Origin of the sequence: Streptomyces sp. NBC_00442 (genome assembly GCF_036014195.1) — a bacterium.
Taxonomy (GTDB): Bacteria; Actinomycetota; Actinomycetes; order Streptomycetales; family Streptomycetaceae; genus Streptomyces.
Genome location: NZ_CP107918.1, coordinates 5,634,761 through 5,654,486 on the forward strand (window position 1 = coordinate 5,634,761; position 19,726 = coordinate 5,654,486).

General features: G+C 72.4%; 17 protein-coding genes. 9 read left to right on the forward strand and 8 right to left on the reverse strand.

Features of this window, described 5'->3' with window-relative positions:
• Positions 1 to 43 precede the first annotated feature (43 nt).
• Complete coding sequence (locus OG432_RS25285; protein ID WP_328313253.1) at positions 44 to 649, reverse strand: hypothetical protein; 606 nt, start codon at positions 647 to 649, stop codon at positions 44 to 46.
• A gap of 96 nt (positions 650 to 745) precedes the next feature.
• Between OG432_RS25285 and npdG the strand changes: the two genes are divergently transcribed.
• On the forward strand, positions 746 to 1,459 hold the full coding sequence (npdG, locus tag OG432_RS25290; protein WP_328313254.1) for an NADPH-dependent F420 reductase: 714 nt from the start codon (positions 746 to 748) through the stop codon (positions 1,457 to 1,459).
• A gap of 232 nt (positions 1,460 to 1,691) precedes the next feature.
• Positions 1,692 to 1,880, forward strand: a complete 189-nt coding sequence (locus OG432_RS25295) for a hypothetical protein (protein WP_328313255.1) — start codon at positions 1,692 to 1,694, stop codon at positions 1,878 to 1,880.
• Here OG432_RS25295 and OG432_RS25300 read toward each other — a convergent pair.
• Entirely contained in the window at positions 1,864 to 2,667 is an 804-nt protein-coding gene (locus OG432_RS25300) for a site-2 protease family protein (RefSeq protein WP_328313256.1), read from the reverse strand. The genes OG432_RS25295 and OG432_RS25300 overlap by 17 nt on opposite strands.
• Before the next feature lie 131 nt (positions 2,668 to 2,798).
• Here OG432_RS25300 and OG432_RS25305 point away from each other — a divergent pair, with 131 nt between their 5' ends.
• Positions 2,799 to 6,113: an ATP-binding protein gene (locus OG432_RS25305; RefSeq protein ID WP_328315231.1), complete on the forward strand. Its 3,315-nt coding sequence runs from the start codon at positions 2,799 to 2,801 to the stop codon at positions 6,111 to 6,113.
• Positions 6,114 to 6,146: 33 nt separating this feature from the next.
• Here the strand turns inward: OG432_RS25305 and OG432_RS25310 are convergent, their stop codons facing one another.
• From OG432_RS25310 to panB, 3 genes are all read right to left on the reverse strand, one after another.
• Positions 6,147 to 7,007, reverse strand: a complete 861-nt coding sequence (locus OG432_RS25310; protein WP_328313257.1) for an ABC transporter permease — start codon at positions 7,005 to 7,007, stop codon at positions 6,147 to 6,149.
• A complete protein-coding gene (locus OG432_RS25315) occupies positions 7,004 to 8,044 on the reverse strand; it encodes an ATP-binding cassette domain-containing protein (protein ID WP_328313258.1) in 1,041 nt (346 codons plus the stop codon). Before OG432_RS25315 ends, OG432_RS25310 begins: the two co-directional genes overlap by 4 nt.
• Positions 8,045 to 8,171: 127 nt before the next feature.
• Positions 8,172 to 9,050, reverse strand: coding sequence for a 3-methyl-2-oxobutanoate hydroxymethyltransferase (panB, locus tag OG432_RS25320; protein ID WP_328313259.1), 879 nt, complete (start codon positions 9,048 to 9,050; stop codon positions 8,172 to 8,174).
• A gap of 183 nt (positions 9,051 to 9,233) precedes the next feature.
• Between panB and OG432_RS25325 the strand changes: the two genes are divergently transcribed.
• The 6 genes from OG432_RS25325 (at position 9,234) to OG432_RS25350 (ending at position 15,871) form a co-directional block, all read left to right on the forward strand.
• Positions 9,234 to 10,841 carry an MFS transporter gene (locus OG432_RS25325; RefSeq protein ID WP_328313260.1) on the forward strand — a complete coding sequence of 536 codons (1,608 nt, stop codon included), beginning with the start codon at positions 9,234 to 9,236 and terminating at the stop codon, positions 10,839 to 10,841.
• 118 nt (positions 10,842 to 10,959) lie between these two features.
• Positions 10,960 to 11,571: a TetR/AcrR family transcriptional regulator gene (locus OG432_RS25330; protein ID WP_328315232.1), complete on the forward strand. Its 612-nt coding sequence runs from the start codon at positions 10,960 to 10,962 to the stop codon at positions 11,569 to 11,571.
• A gap of 304 nt (positions 11,572 to 11,875) precedes the next feature.
• On the forward strand, positions 11,876 to 12,778 hold the full coding sequence (locus OG432_RS25335) for an endonuclease/exonuclease/phosphatase family protein (RefSeq protein ID WP_443058603.1): 903 nt from the start codon (positions 11,876 to 11,878) through the stop codon (positions 12,776 to 12,778).
• A gap of 116 nt (positions 12,779 to 12,894) precedes the next feature.
• A complete protein-coding gene (locus OG432_RS25340; RefSeq protein ID WP_328313262.1) occupies positions 12,895 to 14,328 on the forward strand; it encodes an APC family permease in 1,434 nt (477 codons plus the stop codon).
• 32 nt (positions 14,329 to 14,360) lie between these two features.
• Positions 14,361 to 15,053: a DUF998 domain-containing protein gene (locus OG432_RS25345; RefSeq protein ID WP_328313263.1), complete on the forward strand. Its 693-nt coding sequence runs from the start codon at positions 14,361 to 14,363 to the stop codon at positions 15,051 to 15,053.
• Positions 15,038 to 15,871, forward strand: coding sequence for an alpha/beta fold hydrolase (locus OG432_RS25350; RefSeq protein ID WP_328313264.1), 834 nt, complete (start codon positions 15,038 to 15,040; stop codon positions 15,869 to 15,871). Before OG432_RS25345 ends, OG432_RS25350 begins: the two co-directional genes overlap by 16 nt.
• A 180-nt stretch (positions 15,872 to 16,051) precedes the next feature.
• Here OG432_RS25350 and OG432_RS25355 read toward each other — a convergent pair whose 3' ends face one another.
• The 3 genes from OG432_RS25355 to OG432_RS25365 form a co-directional block, all read right to left on the reverse strand.
• Positions 16,052 to 17,971, reverse strand: a complete 1,920-nt coding sequence (locus tag OG432_RS25355; protein WP_328313265.1) for a S53 family peptidase — start codon at positions 17,969 to 17,971, stop codon at positions 16,052 to 16,054.
• Positions 17,972 to 18,147: 176 nt separating this feature from the next.
• Entirely contained in the window at positions 18,148 to 18,744 is a 597-nt protein-coding gene (locus OG432_RS25360; RefSeq protein ID WP_328315233.1) for a DUF305 domain-containing protein, read from the reverse strand.
• 41 nt (positions 18,745 to 18,785) lie between these two features.
• Positions 18,786 to 19,478, reverse strand: coding sequence for a DUF3105 domain-containing protein (locus OG432_RS25365; protein ID WP_328313266.1), 693 nt, complete (start codon positions 19,476 to 19,478; stop codon positions 18,786 to 18,788).
• Positions 19,479 to 19,726: the final 248 nt, after the last annotated feature.

The window sequence follows — 19,726 nt, forward strand, 5'->3', positions numbered from 1 at the left end:
CGGGCGGCACGCGGCCGTCGGCCCCCCCTTCGCCCACGGCCCGTCACCAGCGTCCCGGTGGCGGAGCCGTCAGCTGGTCGGCCAGGCGGCCCAGGCGGTCGCGGAAGCGGCGCGGCCCGCGCTGCGGCGGCAGGGTGTTCTCGCCGGCGGCGGCGCTGACCAGGTGCTGCACGGTGTCCAGGTCCAGTTCGGCGTCCGGCGCGACCGTCAGCAGCTCGTGGGCCAGGCCCCGTACCTCGCGGTCGCCGCCGCCGTCCAGGGCGAGCACCGTCGCGCCCGCCCGGCGTGCGTCGTGGACGCGTTCGAGCAGGCCGTCGGCGGGGCGCTCGGGCGCCACCACGAGCAGCGTCTCGCCGCGCCGCGCCGCTTCGAGGCGGCCGAGCCCGACCGACAGGTGGGGCGGCCCGCCCGGCTCGGTGCGGTGGCGCACCAGGGTCGGGCTCAGCTCGGGCAGCCCCGACCATGCCGCCTCGTCGGTGAGGTGCGCGGCCAGGTGCCACGGCTCGTACGCCTCGGTGCCGACCAGCAGCAGCCCGCCGCCGTGCGGCACGACGGAGGAGCGGAGCACGCCCGCGAAGCGGCGGGTGGCCCGCAGCCACTCCGTCCCGGCGAGCACTTCCCGCAGCAGGGCGACCCGTACGGCATCCATGCCCGCCAGCCTGCCGCACCGGGCGTGCCCGCGGGCCGGAACGCGTCTTCCTCATCCGAACGAAGCCCCCGGCTACGGCCGAGTAAGGTCGCCGTCATGACTTCCACTGACAACGCCGGGAACCCCGCGAAGCCCGCCGCGAAGGACCCCTGGGAGCTGCCGGACGTGTCCGGACTCGTCGTCGGCGTGCTCGGCGGCACCGGCGACCAGGGCCGGGGCCTGGCCTACCGGCTCGCCAGGGCCGGCCAGAAGGTGATCATCGGCTCGCGGGCCGCCGAGCGCGCACAGGCGGCCGCCGGCGAACTCGGGCTCGGCGTCGAGGGCGCCGACAACGCCGAGTGCGCGCGGCGCAGCGACCTCGTGATCGTGGCGGTGCCGTGGGACGGCCACGCCAAGACCCTCGAATCGCTGCGTGAGGAACTCGCGGGCAAGCTCGTCGTCGACTGCGTCAACCCGCTCGGCTTCGACAAGCAGGGCGCGTACGCCCTGAAGCCCGAGGAGGGCAGCGCCGCCCAGCAGGCAGCCGCGCTGCTGCCGGACTCGCGGGTGACCGCCGCCTTCCACCACCTGTCGGCGGTGCTGCTCCAGGACGCCTCGGTCGAGGAGATCGACACGGACGTGATGGTGCTCGGCGAGGCCCGCGCCGACACGGACATCGTGCAGGCGCTCGCCGCCCGCATCCCCGGCATGCGGGGCGTCTTCGCGGGGCGGCTGCGCAACGCCCACCAGGTCGAGTCGCTCGTCGCCAACCTGATCTCGGTCAACCGCCGGTACAAGGCGCACGCGGGGCTGCGCGTCACCGACGTCTGAGCCCGCCCGCGCCGCCCGGCACGCGGGTCACAGGACGGGGGCCGGCGCCGATGGGGGACACTGGACGGGCGGGCGCCGAGCGTGCCCGCCCGTCCGGACCTCGCCGCCCGTCCGTGTCGACCCGCCCCCCGCGGGTCGACAAGCCGGCGCGCGTTCCGACCGCCACCCGCCCGCCTTCGTCCCGCTCGACCGCAGTGCCGAAAGCAGCCGTACCCGACAGGAGCCGACCTCCATGCCCCGCCTCGCTCTGTACGCCCTCGTCGTCTGTGTCCTCGCCGTCGCCGCGGCCGTGGTCTCCTTCGCCCGGGGCAGCTGGCTCGGAATCGTCTGGGTGCTGCTCGTCGGCCTCTCGTCCAACATGTGCTGGTACTACCTGCGCCGGGCCCGCGTCGAGCGCGTCGGCGCTAGCCCTGCGGAGTGAGCGACAGGCTCGGCAGCTCGCCCCAGAACTGATAGAGGTCGCGCCCCGTCGCCGCCGCCAGGTCGGACACCCCGAGACCGCCCAGGATCGCGTAGACCAGCTTGAAGAACTCCTGGTTGATCTCGGGAATCCACAGCAGCCCGAACACCGCGAGCAGCCCGAACGGGGCGAACGGCTCGACCTGGCGCCGCGCCGCGTGCGACAGCCACGGCTCGATGATCCCGTAGCCGTCGAGGCCCGGCACCGGCAGGAAGTTCAGGATCGCCGCCGTCACCTGGAGCAGCGCGAGGAACGCCAGCGCGGCACGGAAGTCGGCCGGCACCCCGTCGAGAGCGTCCAGCCAGAACGGGGCCGTGCACACGATCGCGAACAGCACGTTGGTGAGCGGGCCCGCGGCCGAGATCAGGCTGTGCCGCCACCGGCCCCTGATGCGCCCGCGCTCGATGAAGACCGCACCGCCGGGCAGGCCGATGCCGCCCATGATCACGAAGACGACGGGCAGCACGATCGACAGCAGTGCGTGGGTGTACTTCAGCGGATTGAGCGTGAGGTAGCCCTTCGCCCCGACCGTGATGTCCCCGCCGTGCAGCGCGGTGCGGGCGTGCGCGTACTCGTGCAGGCACAGCGACACCACCCAGGCGGACGTCACGAACAGGAAGACGGCCAGGCCGCGCGAGGAGGCGTAACTCGTCCACACCGCCCATCCCGAGACGGCCATGACGGCGACGATCCCGAGGAAGACCGGACTGATCCGCCGGTCGTGGTTGCGGGAGGGTGCGGTGGCCATGCGGTGGGCTCCAGTGCTGGTGGGACGGTCGGACGGGACGCGCCCGACCGTACAGGGGCTGGGTGTCCAACGTCTGCGGAACACCGTCGAGTTCCGGGCCCGCGGCCCGGGGCGGCGCCGCGTCGATGAGAATGGGAGGCGTGCGCTACCGGATTCTCGGCAACACCCAGGCCCATCACCTCGACGGCAGACCCGTCGCCGTCGGCGGTGCGCGGCTGCGCGCCCTCCTGACGGCGCTCGCGCTGCGGCCGGGCCGGGCCGTCCCCGTGGGCGTCCTGGTGGCAGAGGTGTGGGGCGACGAGCCGCCCGCCGACGCCCCCGGCGCGCTCCAGGCGCTGGTCGGCCGGCTGCGCCGGGGTCTGGGGCACGGCGCGGTCTTCTCCGCGGAGAGCGGTGGATACGGGCTCGCCGCCGAGGCCGACGACATCGACCTGCACCGCTTCGAGCGGCTCGCCGCCGACGGCGCCCGCGCCCTGGAGGAGGGCGACGCGGCGAAGGCGGCGACGCTGCTCGACGACGCGCTCGCGCTGTGGGCGGGGCCCGCCCTCGCCGACCTGCCCGACCCCGGCGCCCTCGCCGCCCGCGCCGACAGCCGCAGGCTCGATGCCCGCCGGTTCCGGCTCGACGCCGCGCTCGCGCTCGGCCGCGCCGACGAGACGCTGGCCGAGCTGGCCGCGCTGTGCGGGAGCCACCCCCTGGACGAGCCGCTGAACGCCCTGCGCATCCGGGCGCTGCGCTCCGCGGGCCGCCCCGCCGAGGCGCTCGCCGCGTACGAGAACGTGCGCGCCACCCTCGCCGACGAGCTCGGCACCGACCCCGGGCCCGAACTGCGCTCCATCCACGCCGAGTTGCTCAGCCCGGCCGAGCCCCCGCCACCCGCGCCCGCGCCGGCCCCCGGCAATCTGCGGGCCCGCCTCACCTCCTTCGTCGGACGCGACACCGAACTCGTGGACATTCGCGGCGACCTCGGATCCGCCCGGCTCGTCACGCTGCTCGGGCCCGGCGGCGCCGGCAAGACCCGCCTCTCGCAGGAGGCCGCCGAGGGGGCGGCGGAGCGCTGGCCGGACGGGGTGTGGCTGGCCGAGCTCGCGCCACTCGACGACCCGGCCGGGGTGCCCGCCGCCGTGCTCACCGCCGTCGGCGCCCGCAAGACGGTGCTGCACTCGGCCGGCGCCGAGGAGCTGAGGGTCGTCGACCGGCACGCGGACGACGCGCTGGTCCGGCTCGCCGAACACTGCGGGCCGCGCCGCATGCTGCTGCTCCTGGACAACTGCGAGCACGTGATCGGCGCGGCCGCCGAACTCGCCGAGTACCTCCTGGCCCGCTGCCCGCACCTGGTCGTCCTCGCCACCAGCCGTGAACCGCTGGGCGTGCCGGGCGAGTTGGTGCGCCCCGTCGAACCGCTCGCCGCGCCCTTCGCGCTGCGGCTGTTCGCCGAGCGGGGCGCGTCCGCCAGGCCCGGCTTCCGCGTCGACGACGACCCGGAGGCCGCCGCCGAGATCTGCCGGCGCCTGGACGGCCTGCCGCTCGCCATCGAGCTGGCCGCCGCACGCCTACGCATGCTGACACCCCGTCAGATCGCGGACCGGCTCGACGACCGCTTCCGGCTGCTCACCAGCGGCAGCCGCACCGTGCTGCCCCGCCAGCAGACCCTGCGGGCCGTTGTCGACTGGTCCTGGGAACTCCTCGAAGCGGCCGAGCGCGCCGCGCTCGGCCGGCTCGCCGTCTTCGCGGGCGGCTGCGACCTGGAGGCCGCCGAAGCGGTGTGCGCGCAGGACGGCCCGCCCGGGGAGGTTGCCGCGGTCGGCGCCCACGACGTGCCCGACGTGCTCGGCTCGCTCGTCGACAAGTCGCTCGTCGTGGCCGCGCCCGACGACGCCGGCCGGATGCGCTACCGGCTGCTCGAAACCGTCGCCGAATACGCGGGGGAGCGCCTCGACGACGCCGGTGACCGCGCCGGCGCCGAGCGGCGCCACCTCACGTACTACCGCGAGCTGGCCCGCCGCACCGACCGCGAGCTGCGCGGGCCCGGACAGCGTGAGGCGATCGACCGCCTGGAGCGCGAGTACGAGAACGTGCGCACCGCGCTGCGACGCGCCGTCGCGCTGCGCGACGAGCAGGAGGCGCTCTGCCTCGTGCACACCATGCTCTGGTACTGGCAGATGCGCGACCAGCGCGTCGAATCGCGGCACTGGGCGCAGGAGGCGGCGAGCCTCGGCCCCGACCCGTTCGCGCCGCCCGTGGCGCCCGTACCGCCGGTGCGCGTGTGCTGCACGGACGCTCCGCCGCCCATGGCTCCCGACGTGCTGGAAGAGGCGCGGCGCGGGGTGCACCTGGTCCAGGTGGCCTCCATGGACCACGACGCGGACGTGTGGGCCTCCCCGGAGGCCATGGAGCGGATCCGCGTGATCGCCGCGGCCTACCGGCCCGGCCTGCCGCAGACCTGCCGCGTGCCCGGCTCGCTCTGGTTCTTCCCCGTCGTCCTCACCGGCGACCAGGAACTCCTGCAGACGGTCCTCGACGAGACGGTGCGGGCCTGCGAGGAGTTCGGTTACGAGTGGGAGCTGGCCGCCGCCCTCCAGATGCGCGCCAACGTCCTCGCCAACCGCACCGTCTGGTCGGGCGACGCGGCCGGCGATGCCGACGCCAGCCTCGCGATGTTCCGGCGCCTCGGGGACGCCTGGGGCGCTGCCGAGGCGCTGGCCGCCCGCGGCGAGGCGCGCGAGAAGCGCGGCGAATTCGCCCTGGCCGCCGAGGACTTCGCGGCCGCCCTGCGCTACGCCGAGCAGCTCGGCGCGCACGCCCAGGTGATTCTGCTCAGGGCCAGGCTCGCGGGCATGCTCCTGGAGACGGGGGAGGAGGAGCGCGGCGAGACGATGCTGCGCGAGATCCTCACCGACGACCGCCGCTCGGGCGTCGAGGCGCGGCTCGCGGCCCGGCTCGTCCTGACCGTGTGGCTGGGCCGCACCCGCCGGTTCGACGAGGCGCGCGAGCAGGTCGAGGTGATGCTGCGCGACTTCGGCTCCGCCACGCTCATGCTGTTCGAGGGGTTCGTCCTCGGTGTGCGGGCCTGGCTCGGCAATGAGCAGGGCCGGTTCGCCGACGCGCTGGCCGACGCGGTGGCCGCGCTCGAGCGCGCCGACGAGCCGCTCGCGCGGATGGTGGCGCCCGAGATGCCCGCCATCCAACTCCTCAGCGCGGCCTGGGCGTTCGCCGGACTGGGCGCCGACCACGGCACGGACGCGGCCCGCCTGATCGGCGTGCACGACGCCCTGCTCCCCGCCGGCCACTTCTCCTCGCCCGTCGAGGTGGAGCAGCGCGCATCCGCGGAGCGCGCCGCGCGCGCCGTGCTCGACGACCGTGCGTACGTCGCCGCGTACGCCGAAGGCGGCGGCCTCTCCGTGGAGGAGGCCACCGCCCTGGTGCGACGCGATCGCAAGAGCTGACGCACCGTCAACAGTGAATGCGCGCTTGCGCTGTCAGGTGCGCTTGCGGAACTTGGCGACCGCCAGCGGAGCCATCACTAGCGTGATCCCCGCCGACCAGGCGAGCGTCATCAGTGCGGAGTGGGCGACGGGGCCGCCGGTCATCAGGCCGCGCGCCGCGTCCGCCAGATTGGACAGCGGGTTGTAGTCGGTGAAGGACTGGAGCCAGCCCGGCATCGTGGTCGGCCTGGCGAAGATGGACGAACCGAACTGCAGCGGCATCAGCACGAGCATGGCCACTCCCTGGACGGCCTGGACCGTCTTCATGGTGAGTCCGAGCAGGATGAAGATCCACATGAGGGAGGCGCCGAAGACGAGCGACAGGCCGATGGCGGCGAACAGGCCCCACACCGATGTGTTGATGCTGAGCCCCAGGATGAAGCCCATGACCAGCAGGATCGTGGTCGCCACCAGCATGCGGCCGACCTCGACGACCATCTTCGCGATGAGGACGGACGACCGGGCGATGGGCATCGTCCGGAACCGGTCCATCACCCCCTTCTTGAAGTCGTCGTTGACGCCGGTGCCGACCGCCATCGCGATGTTCAGGCCCATCATCGCCATCAGGCCGGGCACCAGGTAGTTGACGTACTGGCCGCGGTTGCCGTCGCCGAACATGGCGCCGCCGAAGACGTACACGAAGAGCAGCACGAAGATGATCGGCATCAGCACGGCGTCGAACATCGACTCCGGGTCGGCCTTGATCTGAAGCATGTTGCGGCGCGCCAGGGCGCCGATGTGGCGCAGGTTGGCGCGCAGACCGATCCGCGGGTCTCCGGAGCCGGCGGCCGGCCGCGGGGCCGGAGGGGTCTGCTGGGCAGGCGCGTTGACGGTGGCAGTGGTGGTGGTGCTCATGCCGCGACCTCCTCGGTCTCACGGGTGGCGTCCTGGGAATCGGCGGTCTTCTGGCCGGTGATGGCCAGGAACACCTCGTCCAGGCTGGGAAGGTGGGTGCCTATGTGGGCGATGCCGTAGCCGTGCGCCCCCAACAGGCCGACAACGGCCGTCAGTTGCTCGTCGCTGAGGATCGGCACGTTGAGCACGCTCTCGTCGGGCACCACCTGGGTGCCCGAGATCCCGGCGAGGCCCGCCTCGGTGACGGCCCGCGCCATCGCACCCAGCTGCTCCGGGTCGGTGGGCCGGATCTGCAGGGTGCGGCCGCCGACCCGTGCCTTGAGCTCGTCGACCTCGCCGTTGGCGATGACCTTGCCGCGGTCGATGACGGTCAGCTCACCCGCCAGCTGCTCGGCCTCCTCCATGTACTGCGTGGTCAGCAGCACCGTGGAGCCCTCGGCGACCATGCGGCGCACCTCGTCCCACACCTCGTTGCGGGTGCGCGGGTCCAGCCCCGTGGTCGGCTCGTCCAGGTACAGCACGGCCGGCTGGCCGATCATGGAGGCGGCCAGGTCGAGCCTGCGGCGCATGCCGCCCGAGTACGTCAGCGCGGGCCGCTTGGCGGCGTCCGTGAGCGAGAAGCGCTCCAGGAGCTCGTCGGCGCGGGAGCGGGCGTCCTTGCGGGACAGGTCGAGCAGCCGGCCGATCATGTACAGGTTCTCGCGGCCGGAGAGCTTCTCGTCGACCGAGGCGTACTGCCCGGTCAGGCCGATGGTGCGGCGCAGCTGGCGGGGCTGCCTCACCACGTCGTACCCGGCCACCACCGCGGTTCCGGCGTCCGGCACGAGCAGGGTGGACAGACAGCGCACGAGCGTGGTCTTGCCGGCGCCGTTCGGCCCGAGGACACCGAGCACGGTGCCCTCGCGGACGTCCAGGTCGACGCCGTCCAGCGCCTTGGTGTCGCCGAAGTGCTTCACCAGCCCCCGTACGGAGACGGCTGTGCCGGCACCGGCCGTGCCGTCCCCGTTGCTGCTGAACTTCTTGTCGATTCGCGTCATGGACACCAAGGTGCCAGGTGCCACCGACAATCCGCCGACAGCCGGCCGACAGACGACGGACAGCCCGCCGATGGGGGAAGTCGGCGGACTGTCGTCGTGACCGCAGTGGCTGAAGGGGGAGCGACGGTCAGTGGAAGGTGTGCTCCTCGGCGGGGAACGCCCCGCCGACGACCTCTCCGGCGAACGCCTTCGCCGCGTTCCCGAGGGACTCGCGCAGGTTCATGTACTGCTTGGTGAAGCGCGGGGTCCTGCCGGGCGTGAGGCCCACCATGTCGGTGTAGACCAGCACCTGCGCGTCGCACGCGGCGCCCGCGCCGATGCCCACCGTCGGGATGTGCAGGTTGCGGGTCACCTCGGCGGCGAGCTCCGCGGGGACCAGTTCGAGCACGAGGGCGAAGGCGCCCGCGTCCTGGACCGCCTTGGCGTCGCGCAGCAGCTGGTGCGCCGCCTCGTCGCCACGGCCCTGCACCCGGTAGCCCAGGGTGTTCACCGACTGCGGCGTGAGGCCGACGTGGCCCATGACGGGAATGCCGGAGTCGACGAGCAGCCGGATCTGCTCGTGGCTGCGCTCGCCGCCCTCCAGCTTGACCGCGCCGACGCCCGCGTCCTTGACCAGGCGCATGGCGCTGCGCAGCGCCTGTACCGGACCCTCCTGGTACGAGCCGAAGGGCAGGTCGGCCACGACGAGGGAGCGCGAGGTGCCCCGCACGACGGCCGCGGACAGCATGGTGATCTCGTCCAGAGTGACCGGGACGGTCGTCTCGTATCCGAGGTGGCAGTTGCCCATCGAGTCGCCCACGAGCAGGACCGGGATGCCGGCCTCGTCGAAGACGGACGCGGTCATCGCGTCGTAGGCGGTGAGCATGGGCCACTTCTCGCCGCGCGCCTTGGCGGCGGCGATGTCGTGCACGGTGATGCGCCGAGTGCCCTTGCCTCCGTACAGCGCCTTGGGATCGCTGCTGTCGGAAGCCTTCTGGTTCTGGGCAGCCTGAACGTGTTGCGTCATCGCAACGGCTCCTGTTCGTCATCTCGAAGCGCCCTCACGGCGTCTCCGGACCACATCCATGGTGGCATCCCGTGCCCCCCGCCGGGAAGTGGGTGTGACGCGAAGCCACATCGGCGCGGTGCCGTGAGCAAAGACTCCCTATACGAGACGGCGCCGTATCGAAATTGATTTACGCTGGTGCACATGTCAACCACGCCTGCCGCGTCCGGCGCCCCGGCCGCCCCCCGGATACCCGAAGCCGTCCACCGCCGACGCTGGGCGATCCTCGCCGTCCTGATGCTCAGCCTGCTGATCGTCGTCCTGGACAACTCGATCCTCAACGTCGCCGTCAAGACGATCGCGAGCCCCGCACCCACCGGTCTCGGCGCCACCCAGAGCGAGCTGGAGTGGGCGATCAACGCCTATACGCTCGTCTTCGCCGGACTGCTCTTCACCTCGGGACTGCTCGGCGACCGGCTCGGCCGCAAGAAGATCCTGCTCTTCGGCATCACCGTCTTCGGCCTCGGCTCGGTGCTCGCGGCCTTCTCCAACTCCCCGGACCAGCTCATCGCGTTCCGCGCCCTGATGGGCCTCGGCGGCGCCTTCGTGATGCCCGCCACCCTCGCCGTCCTGATGAACGTCTTCGAGCGCGACGAGCAGCCCAAGGCGATCGGCATCTGGGCCGGCGGCGTGGGCCTCGCCATCGCGATCGGCCCGATCACCGGCGGCGTCCTGCTCCAGCACTTCTGGTGGGGCTCGGTCTTCCTCGTCAACGTGCCCGTCGTGATCATCGCGCTGATCGCGATGGTCGTGCTCGTCCCGGACTCCAAGGACCCGAGCCCCGGCAAGCTCGACCCGGTGGGCGTGCTGCTGTCCGTCGTGGGTCTCGTGCTGCTCGTGTACGGCATCATCCACGGCGGCGAACTCGCGGACTTCACCGATCCGACGGTGCTCGCCACGATCCTGGGCGGCATCGCGGTCCTGGTGGCCTTCGTCGTGTACGAGAAGCGCTGCGACCACCCCGCCATCGACATCGGCTACTTCAAGAAGCCCGCCTTCTCGGCCGCCGTCGTCGCCATCGCACTGACCTTCTTCGCGCTGATGGGCGTGACCTTCTTCTCCGTCTTCTACATGCAGAGCGTGCGCGGCTACAGCGCCCTGCAGTCCGGGCTCCTCATCCTGCCGCTCGCCGTCGCCCAGATGCTCTTCGCGCCGCGCGCCCGGCTCGTCGTCGACCGGTTCGGCGCGCGCGCCGTCTGCACCGCCGGACTGATCCTGGTGGCCATCGGCCTCGCCGCCTTCGGCCTGTTCGACGCGAACACCCCGATCTGGCTCATGGAGGTCGTCTTCTTCCTCCAGGGCACCGGAATGGCGCACATCATGCCGCCCGTCACCGTCTCCATCATGCAGTCGCTGCCGCGCGAGAAGGCCGGCTCGGGCTCCGCGGTCAACAACACCTTCCGCCAGGTCGGCGGCGCGCTCGGTGTGGCCGTGCTCGGCTCGCTGCTCTCCACCGTGTACCGCGGCGACATCGAGGGCCACCTCGGCGCCGTCCCCGAAGGGGCGCGCAAGGCGGCCGGCGAATCCATCGAGGCGACCCTCGGCATCGCCGAGCGGATGGGCCCCGCGGGCAAGGCCCTGATCGGCCCGGCCCACGACGCCTTCATCCACGCCATGCACATCACCGCCCTCGCCTCGTCCGGGGTGGCGCTGCTCGGCGCGGTCGTCGTCGCCCTGTTCCTGCCGCCGAAGCCGCCCGCGGCCGCTTCCCCCACGGAGCAGGACCGTCCCACCGAGGCCGCCCGCCGCTAGGGAGTGTCTTCGAAGTGGCGTCGTCCGCCCGCCGGCCGGACGGGACGTCGACGACACGCCCCAGGGCCTTTGGGACAATCGGGGGTCGGCGAGGAGAAGCGGAGCGGGCGTGACCCTGATGGACGACCAGCACAAGCACGGCGAACCACGGCGCGGGCGGCCCCGCTCCGAAGCCGTGGAGCGCCAGATCCTGGAAGCCGTGATCGCGCTGCTGGAAGAAGGCGTACCGCTCGCCGAGCTCTCCATCGAACGCATCGCCCGCACCGCAGGCGTCGGCAAGGCCACCATCTACCGGCGCTGGGCCGGCAAGGAGGAGCTGTACGTCGAGGTCGTCCGGTCCATGGAGTCGCCGAGCCCGCCGCTGCCCGGCCACTCCCTGCGGGGCGACCTCGTCGCCACCGTCGACAACGTACGGCTGCGGGGCGCGGCCAAGCGGTCCTCCGCCCTGCTGCACAACGTCTTCGCCCAGATGCAGAGCTATCCCAAGCTCTGGTCCAAGTACCACAGCCTGGTCGTCGATCCCCGCCGCCGGCTCCTCGACGAGGTGCTGCGGCGGGGCATCGAGAACGGGGAGATCCGCGCGGACATCGACGTCGATCTGGTCGGTGACCTCCTGGTCGCCCCGATGCTGGTGCGCACCCTGTGGCGGCCCGACGCCGAACTGCCGGGACCCGAGCTCGCCGAGCACATCGTCGACGCCGTCCTCGAAGGGCTGCGCCCGGCCCGTTGAATGTGCGCGTTGTGTCACAGGGCCCCGCGCACGGCTCCGACCTGGAACCCCGCACCGCGCCCGTTCGTCCTGCTGGCCGTGGAGATGTCGTGCGAGGAGCGCGACGGCAGGGAAGGCCGCCCCGTTTTCGCCTAGGGTCGAACAGCGGGGAACGGTGTGCGAGAACAGCAGTGAGGACAGCGGTATGGCGCGGGCGTACATGACGGAGACGGGCGACGGAAGCGCGGAGGACGAGCGCACCCGGTCCCGGTTCCAACGCCTGCTCGACGGCTGGCGCGGCGACCCCGGGATCTGGCGCCGAGGGATGGCGCTCACCGCCATCGCCGTCGTGATCGCCCTCGTGATGATCCTGCACTCGCACATTCCCAACTCGGTCGGCAACCTCGGCTCGCTCTCCGAGACCTTCCTGCCCTGGCTCGGCGTGTTCGTGCCGGTCCTGCTCGGCCTCGCGCTGTGGCGCCGCTCGGCGACCGCCCTGATCGCGCTGCTGCTTCCGGTCATCATCTGGCTCAACATGTTCGGCGGGCTGCTCACCGACAAGCAGAGCGCGGGCGGCAACCTGGTCGTGGCGACCCACAACGTCAACGCCGACAACCCCGACCCGGTCGGCACGGCCCGGCAGGTCGCCGCCTCCGGCGCGCAGATCGTGGCGCTCGAGGAGATCCCGGGCGACAAGGTGGCGACGTACAAGCAGGCCCTCGCCGACCTCTACCCGTACCACTCGGTGCAGGGCACGGTCGGCCTGTGGTCCAAGTACGAGCTGAGCGACAGCCGGCCGGTCGACATCAAGATGGGCTGGACGCGGGCGATGCGCTCCACCGTGAAGACCCCGACCGGCGACGTCGCGGTGTACGTCGCCCACATGCCGTCCGTACGGGTCAAGCTGAACGCCGGCTTCACCGCCAACCAGCGGGACAACAGCGCCTACACGCTGGGCGAGGCGATCTCCGCCGAACCCAGCCAGAAGGTGATCCTGCTCGGCGACCTCAACGGCACGATGAACGACCGCTCCCTGAACAACATCACCGCGCAGATGCGCTCCACCCAGGGAGCCGCGGGCGACGGCTACGGCTTCAGCTGGCCGGCCGCGTTCCCGATGGCCCGCATCGACCAGATCATGGTGAAGGGCATCCAGCCGAAGTCGTCCTGGACGCTGGCGAGGACGGGCAGCGACCATCTGCCGGTCGCGGCGCGCCTCCAGGTCTGAGGCCGCGCCTCCAGGTCCGAGGCGCGCCCCGAGGTCCGAGGCCGGGCCTCCCCGGCCGGGGCCCGGCCCGCCCCGGCCGACGTGCGCGAGCCCGCCCCCGCGCCGATCATGGGCGCATGACGACCACGGATGCCTCCGACGAAGAAGTCGCCACGGACGAAGGGACCACACGGCGGTTCATCTCCTGGGTGACGCTCGGCCTGATGACGACGGCGTCCGTCGCGAGCCTGCGCCCGTCGCCCTCGATGGCCATCTACGGCCTGGCCGCCGTCTTCCTCTACCTCCTGCCGGCCGTCGTCTTCCTGCTCCCCACCGCCCTGGTCGGCGCGGAGCTGGCCTCCGGCTGGACCGGCGGCATCTACCGCTGGGTGAGCGAGGCGCTCGGCAAACCGCTCGGCTTCCTCGCCGTCTGGTGCCAGTTCGCCATGACGATCGCCTACTACCCGAGCCTGCTCGCCTACGTCGCCTCGACCTTCGCGTACGTCATCAACCCGAGGCTCGCCGAGAACGGGCTCTACGTCGCCGTCGTCATCGTCGTCATCTACTGGACCGGGGTGTGGATCTCCTCCCGGGGCACGAAGACGGTCGCCGGGCTCAGCTCCCTCGGTCTCGTCATCGGCACCCTCGTCCCCGGCGTCGTCCTGGTGATCCTCGGCTTCGTCTTCCTCGGCCAGGGCAACCCGTCGGCGGCTCCCATGAGCCCCTCGCACTGGCTGCCGCCGTGGACCGGCCTCGCCAGCCTGGTCCTCGTCGTCAACAACTTCCTTTCGTACGCGGGCATGGAGATGAACGGCGTCCACGTGTCCTCGCTGCGCCACCCCAAGCGCGAGTACCCCAGGTCGATGTTCCTCGCGACCGGCCTGGTGCTGCTGATCTTCATCCTTCCGGCCCTGGCCATCTCCTGGGTCATGCCGTCCGAGGAACTGAGCCTCACCGCGGGCCTGATGCAGGCCTTCCAGGCGTTCTTCGACCACTTCCACATCGGCTGGATGACCAGGATCGTCGGCGTGATGCTGGTGGCGGCCGCGCTCGGCGGCATGCTCACCTGGCTCGCGGGACCGGCCAAGGGCCTGGTGCTGCTGTCGCGCCAGGAGGGGTACCTGCCGCCGTTCCTCCAGCGGCTGAACCGGTACGGCGCCCCGCGGAACATCATGGTCGCCCAGGGCGTCGTCACCACCCTGATCGGCATCCTGTACGCGTTCAGCGGCGACGTGTCGAGCGCGTACTGGATGTTCTCGGTCATCACCGTGCAGATCTATCTGATCGCCTATCTGCTGATGTTCGTGGCCGTGGTCCGGCTGCGCAGGACCCGGCCGGAGGTGGAACGCGGTTTCACCGTGCCGGCCGTCGCATGGGTGGCGGGCATCGGGTTCGTGGCGTCGGTGGCGGCGCTGTGCATCGGGTTCGTGCCGCCGGACCAGTTCGGCGGCCAGCCGCTGTGGCGCTACCTCCTGATCGTCGGCGGCGGCCTCCTGGTGCTCGGCCTCCTCGCGCCGCTCGCCTTCCTGCGGTTCCGCAAGCCCAGCTGGGTGCATCCGGACCACCGGTGAGTGGCCGGCGCCCCGGTACGCTCGGCCCCATCATGTCCCGCAGCGGAGTGCGCCCCCGGCCGGTGGCCGCCCTGCTCGCGCTCGGCGCCCTCGCCTACACCGCCTGGGTCCTCGAACTCCTCGTCCAGACCGGCCTCGACCCGGTCCGGGCGTACGTGAGCGAACTCGCCGCCGCCGACCAGCCGCTCGGCGGCCTCTTCCGCGCGACCGACCTCGCGGCGGGGCTGCTGGTCCTCGCAGCCGCGGTCTGCGCGCTCCTGCGCTGCGACCGGCGGCCCTGGTCGTTGGCCGGCTGGTCCGGCCTCGCGCTCTTCGGCGCCGCCACCGCCCTCGACTCCCGGCTCCCGTTGAGCTGCGCCCCGACCGCCGACCCGGTCTGCCAGGCCCGCGAGACGGCGGGCCTGGTCCCCGCGACGCACACCGCGCACGCGGTGAGCAGCAGCCTCGCGATGACGGGCGCGCTGGTGGCCGTCGTCGCCCTCACCGTGGCGGCCCGCCGCTACGGGTGGTGGCGGCCGCTGGACGCGCCCCTCGGCCCGGCCCTCGTCGGCCTCGAACTCCTCGCCACCGCCTGGACGTTGGCCTCGGTCGCCGCCTTCCAGGCGGGCCGGGGCACCTGGGCGCTCGGCGCGGGCCAGCGCCTTCAGGTCCTCCTGGTGGCGCTGTGGCTCGCGGTACTGGCGTGGAGCGTGGCACGGGAGGAGCGGGCGTGCGGGTGTTCCTGAACGTGGGAGGGGTGGCGCACCACGTGGTGGTGGAGGGGGCGGGCCCGGTGGTGGTGCTCAGCGCCGGGCTCGGCATGAGCTGGTTCGACTGGGACCCCGTGGTGCCGCTCCTGGCCCCGCACCACACGGTCGTACGGTTCGACCGCCCCGGGCACGGGCTCTCCGGGCCGGCGCTCGTGCCGCCGACCGCCGCGGGGGAGGCGCACCGGATCGCCGGGCTCCTGGACGCGCTGGGCATCGCCGGTCCCGTCACGGTGGCCGGCCACTCCATCGCGGGCTTCCACGCGGAGGCCTTCGCGCGGCTGTATCCGGCCCGCACGGCGCGGCTCGTCCTGGTCGACTCCAGCATCGAGGAACACGCCCGGCCTCCGTCGGCCCCGGCCCTCCGGCTCGCCCTCGCGCGGGCCGCCGCGGCGGTGCTATGCCGCACGGGGATCCCGGCGGCGCTCGGCCCGGCCGCGCGCCGGGCCACGGTGCGGATGTCCCGTACGGGGGGCGGGGATCCGGCCCCGCGGGATCTGGTGCGGCTGTGCTATCGCACGTCGCGAGTGATGCGGGGGATGGTGCTGGAGAACGCGACGTACGGGGCGGTGGCGGCCGAACTGCTGCTCCTGCGGCGCCGGTTGCCCCTGCCCGCCGTGCCGGTGACGCTGCTGGCGGGTGCAGCCGGGGGCCCCTCCTGGACCACCCGCCACCGTGCCCTCGCGTCCGGGCTGGGGGCCACGTTCCAACTGGCCGCTGGGGCAGGGCACTTGGTGATGCTGGATGCGCCGGGGCTGGTGGCGGGGGCGATCTTCCCCACCCCGCCCCTTCCCTAGACCCTCCGGGGGGAGTTCGGTTCGGCCGCGGACCGTGCGTGGCTGGTCGCGCAGTTCCCCCGCGCCCCTGAAGGCCCGGGGTGCCTCAAGGCGCGCTACGGGGGCGGGGCGGTGAAAAACAGACCGCCCCGCCCCCCGGCCACCACGTGGCCGAAGGGCGGGGCGAACCCTCGTAAGGGACTAGCGGCGGAACGGGTTGGCGTACGAGGCGACGTAGCCGGGGGCGGGCGAGCCCACGCCCGTCACGTCGTCGTAGCCGCGCGTCGCGACGAGCGAGGCGTCCTTGCCGAGCGAGCGCACCGAGGTCAGAAGGCCCCCGGACGCGTCGACGCTGTTGGCGAAGTCGACCCGGGCGACCGCGAGGTTACGGCTCGCACCCAGCGGGTGGTCCGTCACGTCGTGGTAGAGCCGCGAGTCGAAGCGCTCGTAGATCGACGGGTTCGCGAACCCGATCGGGGAGCGCTTGGCCTGCTGGGCGAGGGCCTGGATGCCCGCGGTGACCGGCGCGGCCAGCGAGGTGCCGCCGATGCGGTACTCGTCGTACTTGACCGACTTGTCGGGCCACGACTGCGTCTGGCCCACCAGGAAGCCGGTGTTGGGGTCGGCCACGGCCGCGATGTCCGGAACCGTACGCATCCGGGTCGCGCCGTTCGCCTTCGCCAGCGAGTCCGGCACGACGCCGTGCTGGTAGAACGGCTGCTTCACGGTGCCGCTGGTGCCGCCGCCCGCGCCGCCGGTGTAGGCGCCGGGGAAGTTCGTCCAGCTCTTGCCGTCCGCGGACAGGGCGGCCTTCTCGGTGCCCCAGCCGGTCTCGAACTGGTACTTGTCGTTCTTGCCGACCGCCAGCGAGGTACCGCCGACCGCCGTCACCCACGCCGAGTTGGCCGGGGTGTCGACCTGCTTCTTGCCGGTGTTGGCGACCTCGTCGCCGTTGTCGCCGGAGGAGAAGTAGAAGCCGATGCCCTCGATCGCGCCGAGCTTGAACGTCTGGTCGTACGCGGCCGCGGAGTCCGGGGTCTCATTGGCCTCGATGTCGCCCCACGAGTTGGAGACGATGTCGGCCAGGTGCCGGTCGACGACCTTGTTGAGGGCGTCGAGCAGATCCGGGTCGTTGCAGGACGCGCCGCCCACGTACACGATGTTCGCGTCCGGGGCGACCGCGTGCACGGCCTCGACGTCGAGGGACTCCTCGCCGTACCAGCCGGACGCGCCACACGCCTCCGTGCTGTTGTAGTCCGCCGGCAGGACCTCGGTGTACTGGCCCGTCTTGTAGGCCTTGTCACCGTTGCGCTTGGCGTACTTCGCGGCGTCCGACGCCATCGTCGGCGAGGCGTACGCGTCGGTGATCGCCACCGTCACGCCCTTGCCGGTGTACTTGCCCGCGCCGTACGCCGCCCGCAGCTGCTCGCCGGTGTAGCCGTGCACCGCGTACGGGATCTTCGTGCCGTACGCGTCCGGCAGCGTCTTGGCGACGTTCGAGCCGTAGTACGTGGAGAACGGACCCGCGTTGCGGAAGCCGGCGCCCGGACCCGGAAGGGTGTCCTGGTGCGTCGACTGGTGCGGCGCGTTGTCCAGGCCGGTCACCGTCAGAACGGCGCCCGCGAGCGCGTTCGGCGCGGAGGCGTTCTTGGCCGGGGCACGGTAAGTGCGGCCCGACTTGCGGAAGTTGTGCAGCTGAGTGGCGAACGCCTTCTGCGTGGCGGCCGCGTCACCCGACACCGAGATGTAGTGCTGGTTGGAGCCCGTGATGGTCAGTCCGGACGACTTCAGCCACGTGGTGACCGCGTCGATCTGCTCCTGGGTCGCGCCGAAGCGCTGCTGCGCCTGAGCGGCGCTGAGGTACTTGCCGTACGACGCCGACTGCGGGTCGGACACGGCCGCGGCGTATGCGTCGAGGCCCTTCGCGTCCCGCCCGGCGAGGTAGACCCGGGCGTTGACCTTGGTGGATGCGGCCGTCGCACCCTGGTCGGCGGAGCCGGTGGCCCAGACGGGCTGGGTGCCCGCGAGGGCCGCCCGTCCGCTCGGGACCGGGTCGGCCGCCTGGGCGGACGGTATGCCGAGGGCGAGCGCGCCGGCGAGCAAGGGCAGTGTCGCTGCCATGCTCATACCGGCGCGCCGCCTGGCGCGGCTGGTTCTCATGTAACCCCCTGCGTGAGGTCTTCGCCTGCTGTACATGCGCTGTCGGATGCGCGCATGTAGTGCGTCACTCTTGTCAGGAACGGTTCATGCGGGGGGCATGTGATCACCAAGAAACGCCAAAGAGCGTTTGTGGGTGGTCAGTTGGAAAGCGGCGAAGCGCCCCTTTTCCTCAGCATCTGTGCCATCGCGCCGATTTCCGACTGCTGCGCGTCGACCATGCCCTGCGCCAGCCGCTTCTCCGCGCCCACCGTGCAGCGCTCCACACAGCCCCGTGCCATGTGGATGCCGCCCTGGTGGTGCGCGGTCATCAGCTGGAGGTAGAGCACCTCGGCGTCCTTGCCGCTGAGGCCGCGCAACCGGTTCAGATCGGTGTTGGTGGCCATCCCCGGCATCAGCGCGCCGTCGGCGCCCGGCTTCATGCTCATGCCCATCCACGCCATCGGCGGCCGGGACGCGTCGTACGTCGCCAGCCCCCACAGGTCGAGCCAGCCGAGCATCATGCCCCGCTGGTTGGACTGGGTGTTGGCGATGTCGTACGCGAAGCGCCGTACCTCCTCGTCGGAGGTGCGGTCGCGCACGATGAACGACATCTCCACCGCCTGCTGATGGTGGGTCGCCATGTCGCGCGCGAACCCGGCGTCCGCCGAAGTGGTCGTGGGAAAAGGGGACTTGGGCTCGGCCGTGGCCCGGCCGCCGCCCGCGGAGACGAGCACCGCGGCCGCCGCGAACACCATCGCGAGCCCGAGGGCGGCGATCAGCCCCCAGGAGCGCCGGCTCACCGCGCGTCCAGGCCGCCGGTGCAGGGGGCGCCCGGTTCGGGTGTCTGGGGGCCCTGGACGTACTTCGTGAAGAACTGGTTCACCCGGGGATCGTCCGCGCCGGTGACGGTGACCTGCTTGCCCCAGGCACTCAGCATGACGGCCCCGGCCTGGTCCCGGTACGGGCTCATCAGCGAGTACGGCGTCGACGACACCTTGGCCGCGAGCTTCTTCACATCGGCGGCGGACGCCTTGTCGGTGTACGTCACCCACACCGCGCCATGTTCCAGGGAGTGCACGGCGTTCATGTCGGGGACCGGCTTCTGGTAGACGTCGCCGCCGCAGTTCATCCACACCTGGTCGTGGTCGCCGCCCACCGGCGGCCGCATCGGATAGCTGACCTTCGTCGTCACGTGATTGCGGGTCAGCTTCGCGGCGTCCCAGTCCTTCTCGCCCGCTATCGCGACCGTCCCCGCCCGGGGGGCGTCGGACGGGGGCGTGACCTGGGCCGCACCGCCCTTGGCGCCGGAGTCGTCCGACGCGCCGAACGCGTACACACCGAATCCGACCAGACCCGCGACGGTTATGACGGCGCCGGTGACCGAGGAGATCGCCACGATTCTGCCCCGCCGCTGCCGGGCCCGCTCGGTGCGGCGCAGCTCTTCCATACGGGCTCTGCGGGCGGCGTTGGGATCGTTCTGGATGGCCATGGATGCGTGATGTCCTTCTGTGGCGGGGAGCGGTGGAGCGGAGGATCGTCCTCACGCGCCGAACGGGCTGAGGATGCCGCCCATCACCCACCCTGCCAAGCCCCACCCGCCGCGGCGGAGCCGCACCCGATGGGCGGGGTTGCCGGGGCTTCGCCCCGGGCGGGCCCCGGACGCCGGCACAGCGTGCCGCCCGGCGCGGCCCCGGCCCCGTGTCCCCATGGGTGAAGGACGCGGGGGCACACGCGGGG

What these genes read in the sequence shown, in the direction of transcription:
- OG432_RS25285 (WP_328313253.1), bottom strand. Translation starts at nt 649, where the DNA reads ATGGATGCCGTACGGGTCGCCCTGCTGCGGGAAGTGCTCGCCGGGACG.
- npdG (WP_328313254.1), top strand. Translation starts at nt 746, where the DNA reads ATGACTTCCACTGACAACGCCGGGAACCCCGCGAAGCCCGCCGCGAAG.
- OG432_RS25295 (WP_328313255.1), top strand. Translation starts at nt 1,692, where the DNA reads ATGCCCCGCCTCGCTCTGTACGCCCTCGTCGTCTGTGTCCTCGCCGTC.
- OG432_RS25300 (WP_328313256.1), bottom strand. Translation starts at nt 2,667, where the DNA reads ATGGCCACCGCACCCTCCCGCAACCACGACCGGCGGATCAGTCCGGTC.
- OG432_RS25305 (WP_328315231.1), top strand. Translation starts at nt 2,799, where the DNA reads ATGGGAGGCGTGCGCTACCGGATTCTCGGCAACACCCAGGCCCATCAC.
- OG432_RS25310 (WP_328313257.1), bottom strand. Translation starts at nt 7,007, where the DNA reads ATGAGCACCACCACCACTGCCACCGTCAACGCGCCTGCCCAGCAGACC.
- OG432_RS25315 (WP_328313258.1), bottom strand. Translation starts at nt 8,044, where the DNA reads ATGACGCGAATCGACAAGAAGTTCAGCAGCAACGGGGACGGCACGGCC.
- panB (WP_328313259.1), bottom strand. Translation starts at nt 9,050, where the DNA reads ATGACGCAACACGTTCAGGCTGCCCAGAACCAGAAGGCTTCCGACAGC.
- OG432_RS25325 (WP_328313260.1), top strand. Translation starts at nt 9,234, where the DNA reads ATGTCAACCACGCCTGCCGCGTCCGGCGCCCCGGCCGCCCCCCGGATA.
- OG432_RS25330 (WP_328315232.1), top strand. Translation starts at nt 10,960, where the DNA reads ATGGACGACCAGCACAAGCACGGCGAACCACGGCGCGGGCGGCCCCGC.
- OG432_RS25335 (WP_443058603.1), top strand. Translation starts at nt 11,876, where the DNA reads ATGGCGCTCACCGCCATCGCCGTCGTGATCGCCCTCGTGATGATCCTG.
- OG432_RS25340 (WP_328313262.1), top strand. Translation starts at nt 12,895, where the DNA reads ATGACGACCACGGATGCCTCCGACGAAGAAGTCGCCACGGACGAAGGG.
- OG432_RS25345 (WP_328313263.1), top strand. Translation starts at nt 14,361, where the DNA reads ATGTCCCGCAGCGGAGTGCGCCCCCGGCCGGTGGCCGCCCTGCTCGCG.
- OG432_RS25355 (WP_328313265.1), bottom strand. Translation starts at nt 17,971, where the DNA reads ATGGCAGCGACACTGCCCTTGCTCGCCGGCGCGCTCGCCCTCGGCATA.
- OG432_RS25360 (WP_328315233.1), bottom strand. Translation starts at nt 18,744, where the DNA reads ATGGTGTTCGCGGCGGCCGCGGTGCTCGTCTCCGCGGGCGGCGGCCGG.
- OG432_RS25365 (WP_328313266.1), bottom strand. Translation starts at nt 19,478, where the DNA reads ATGGCCATCCAGAACGATCCCAACGCCGCCCGCAGAGCCCGTATGGAA.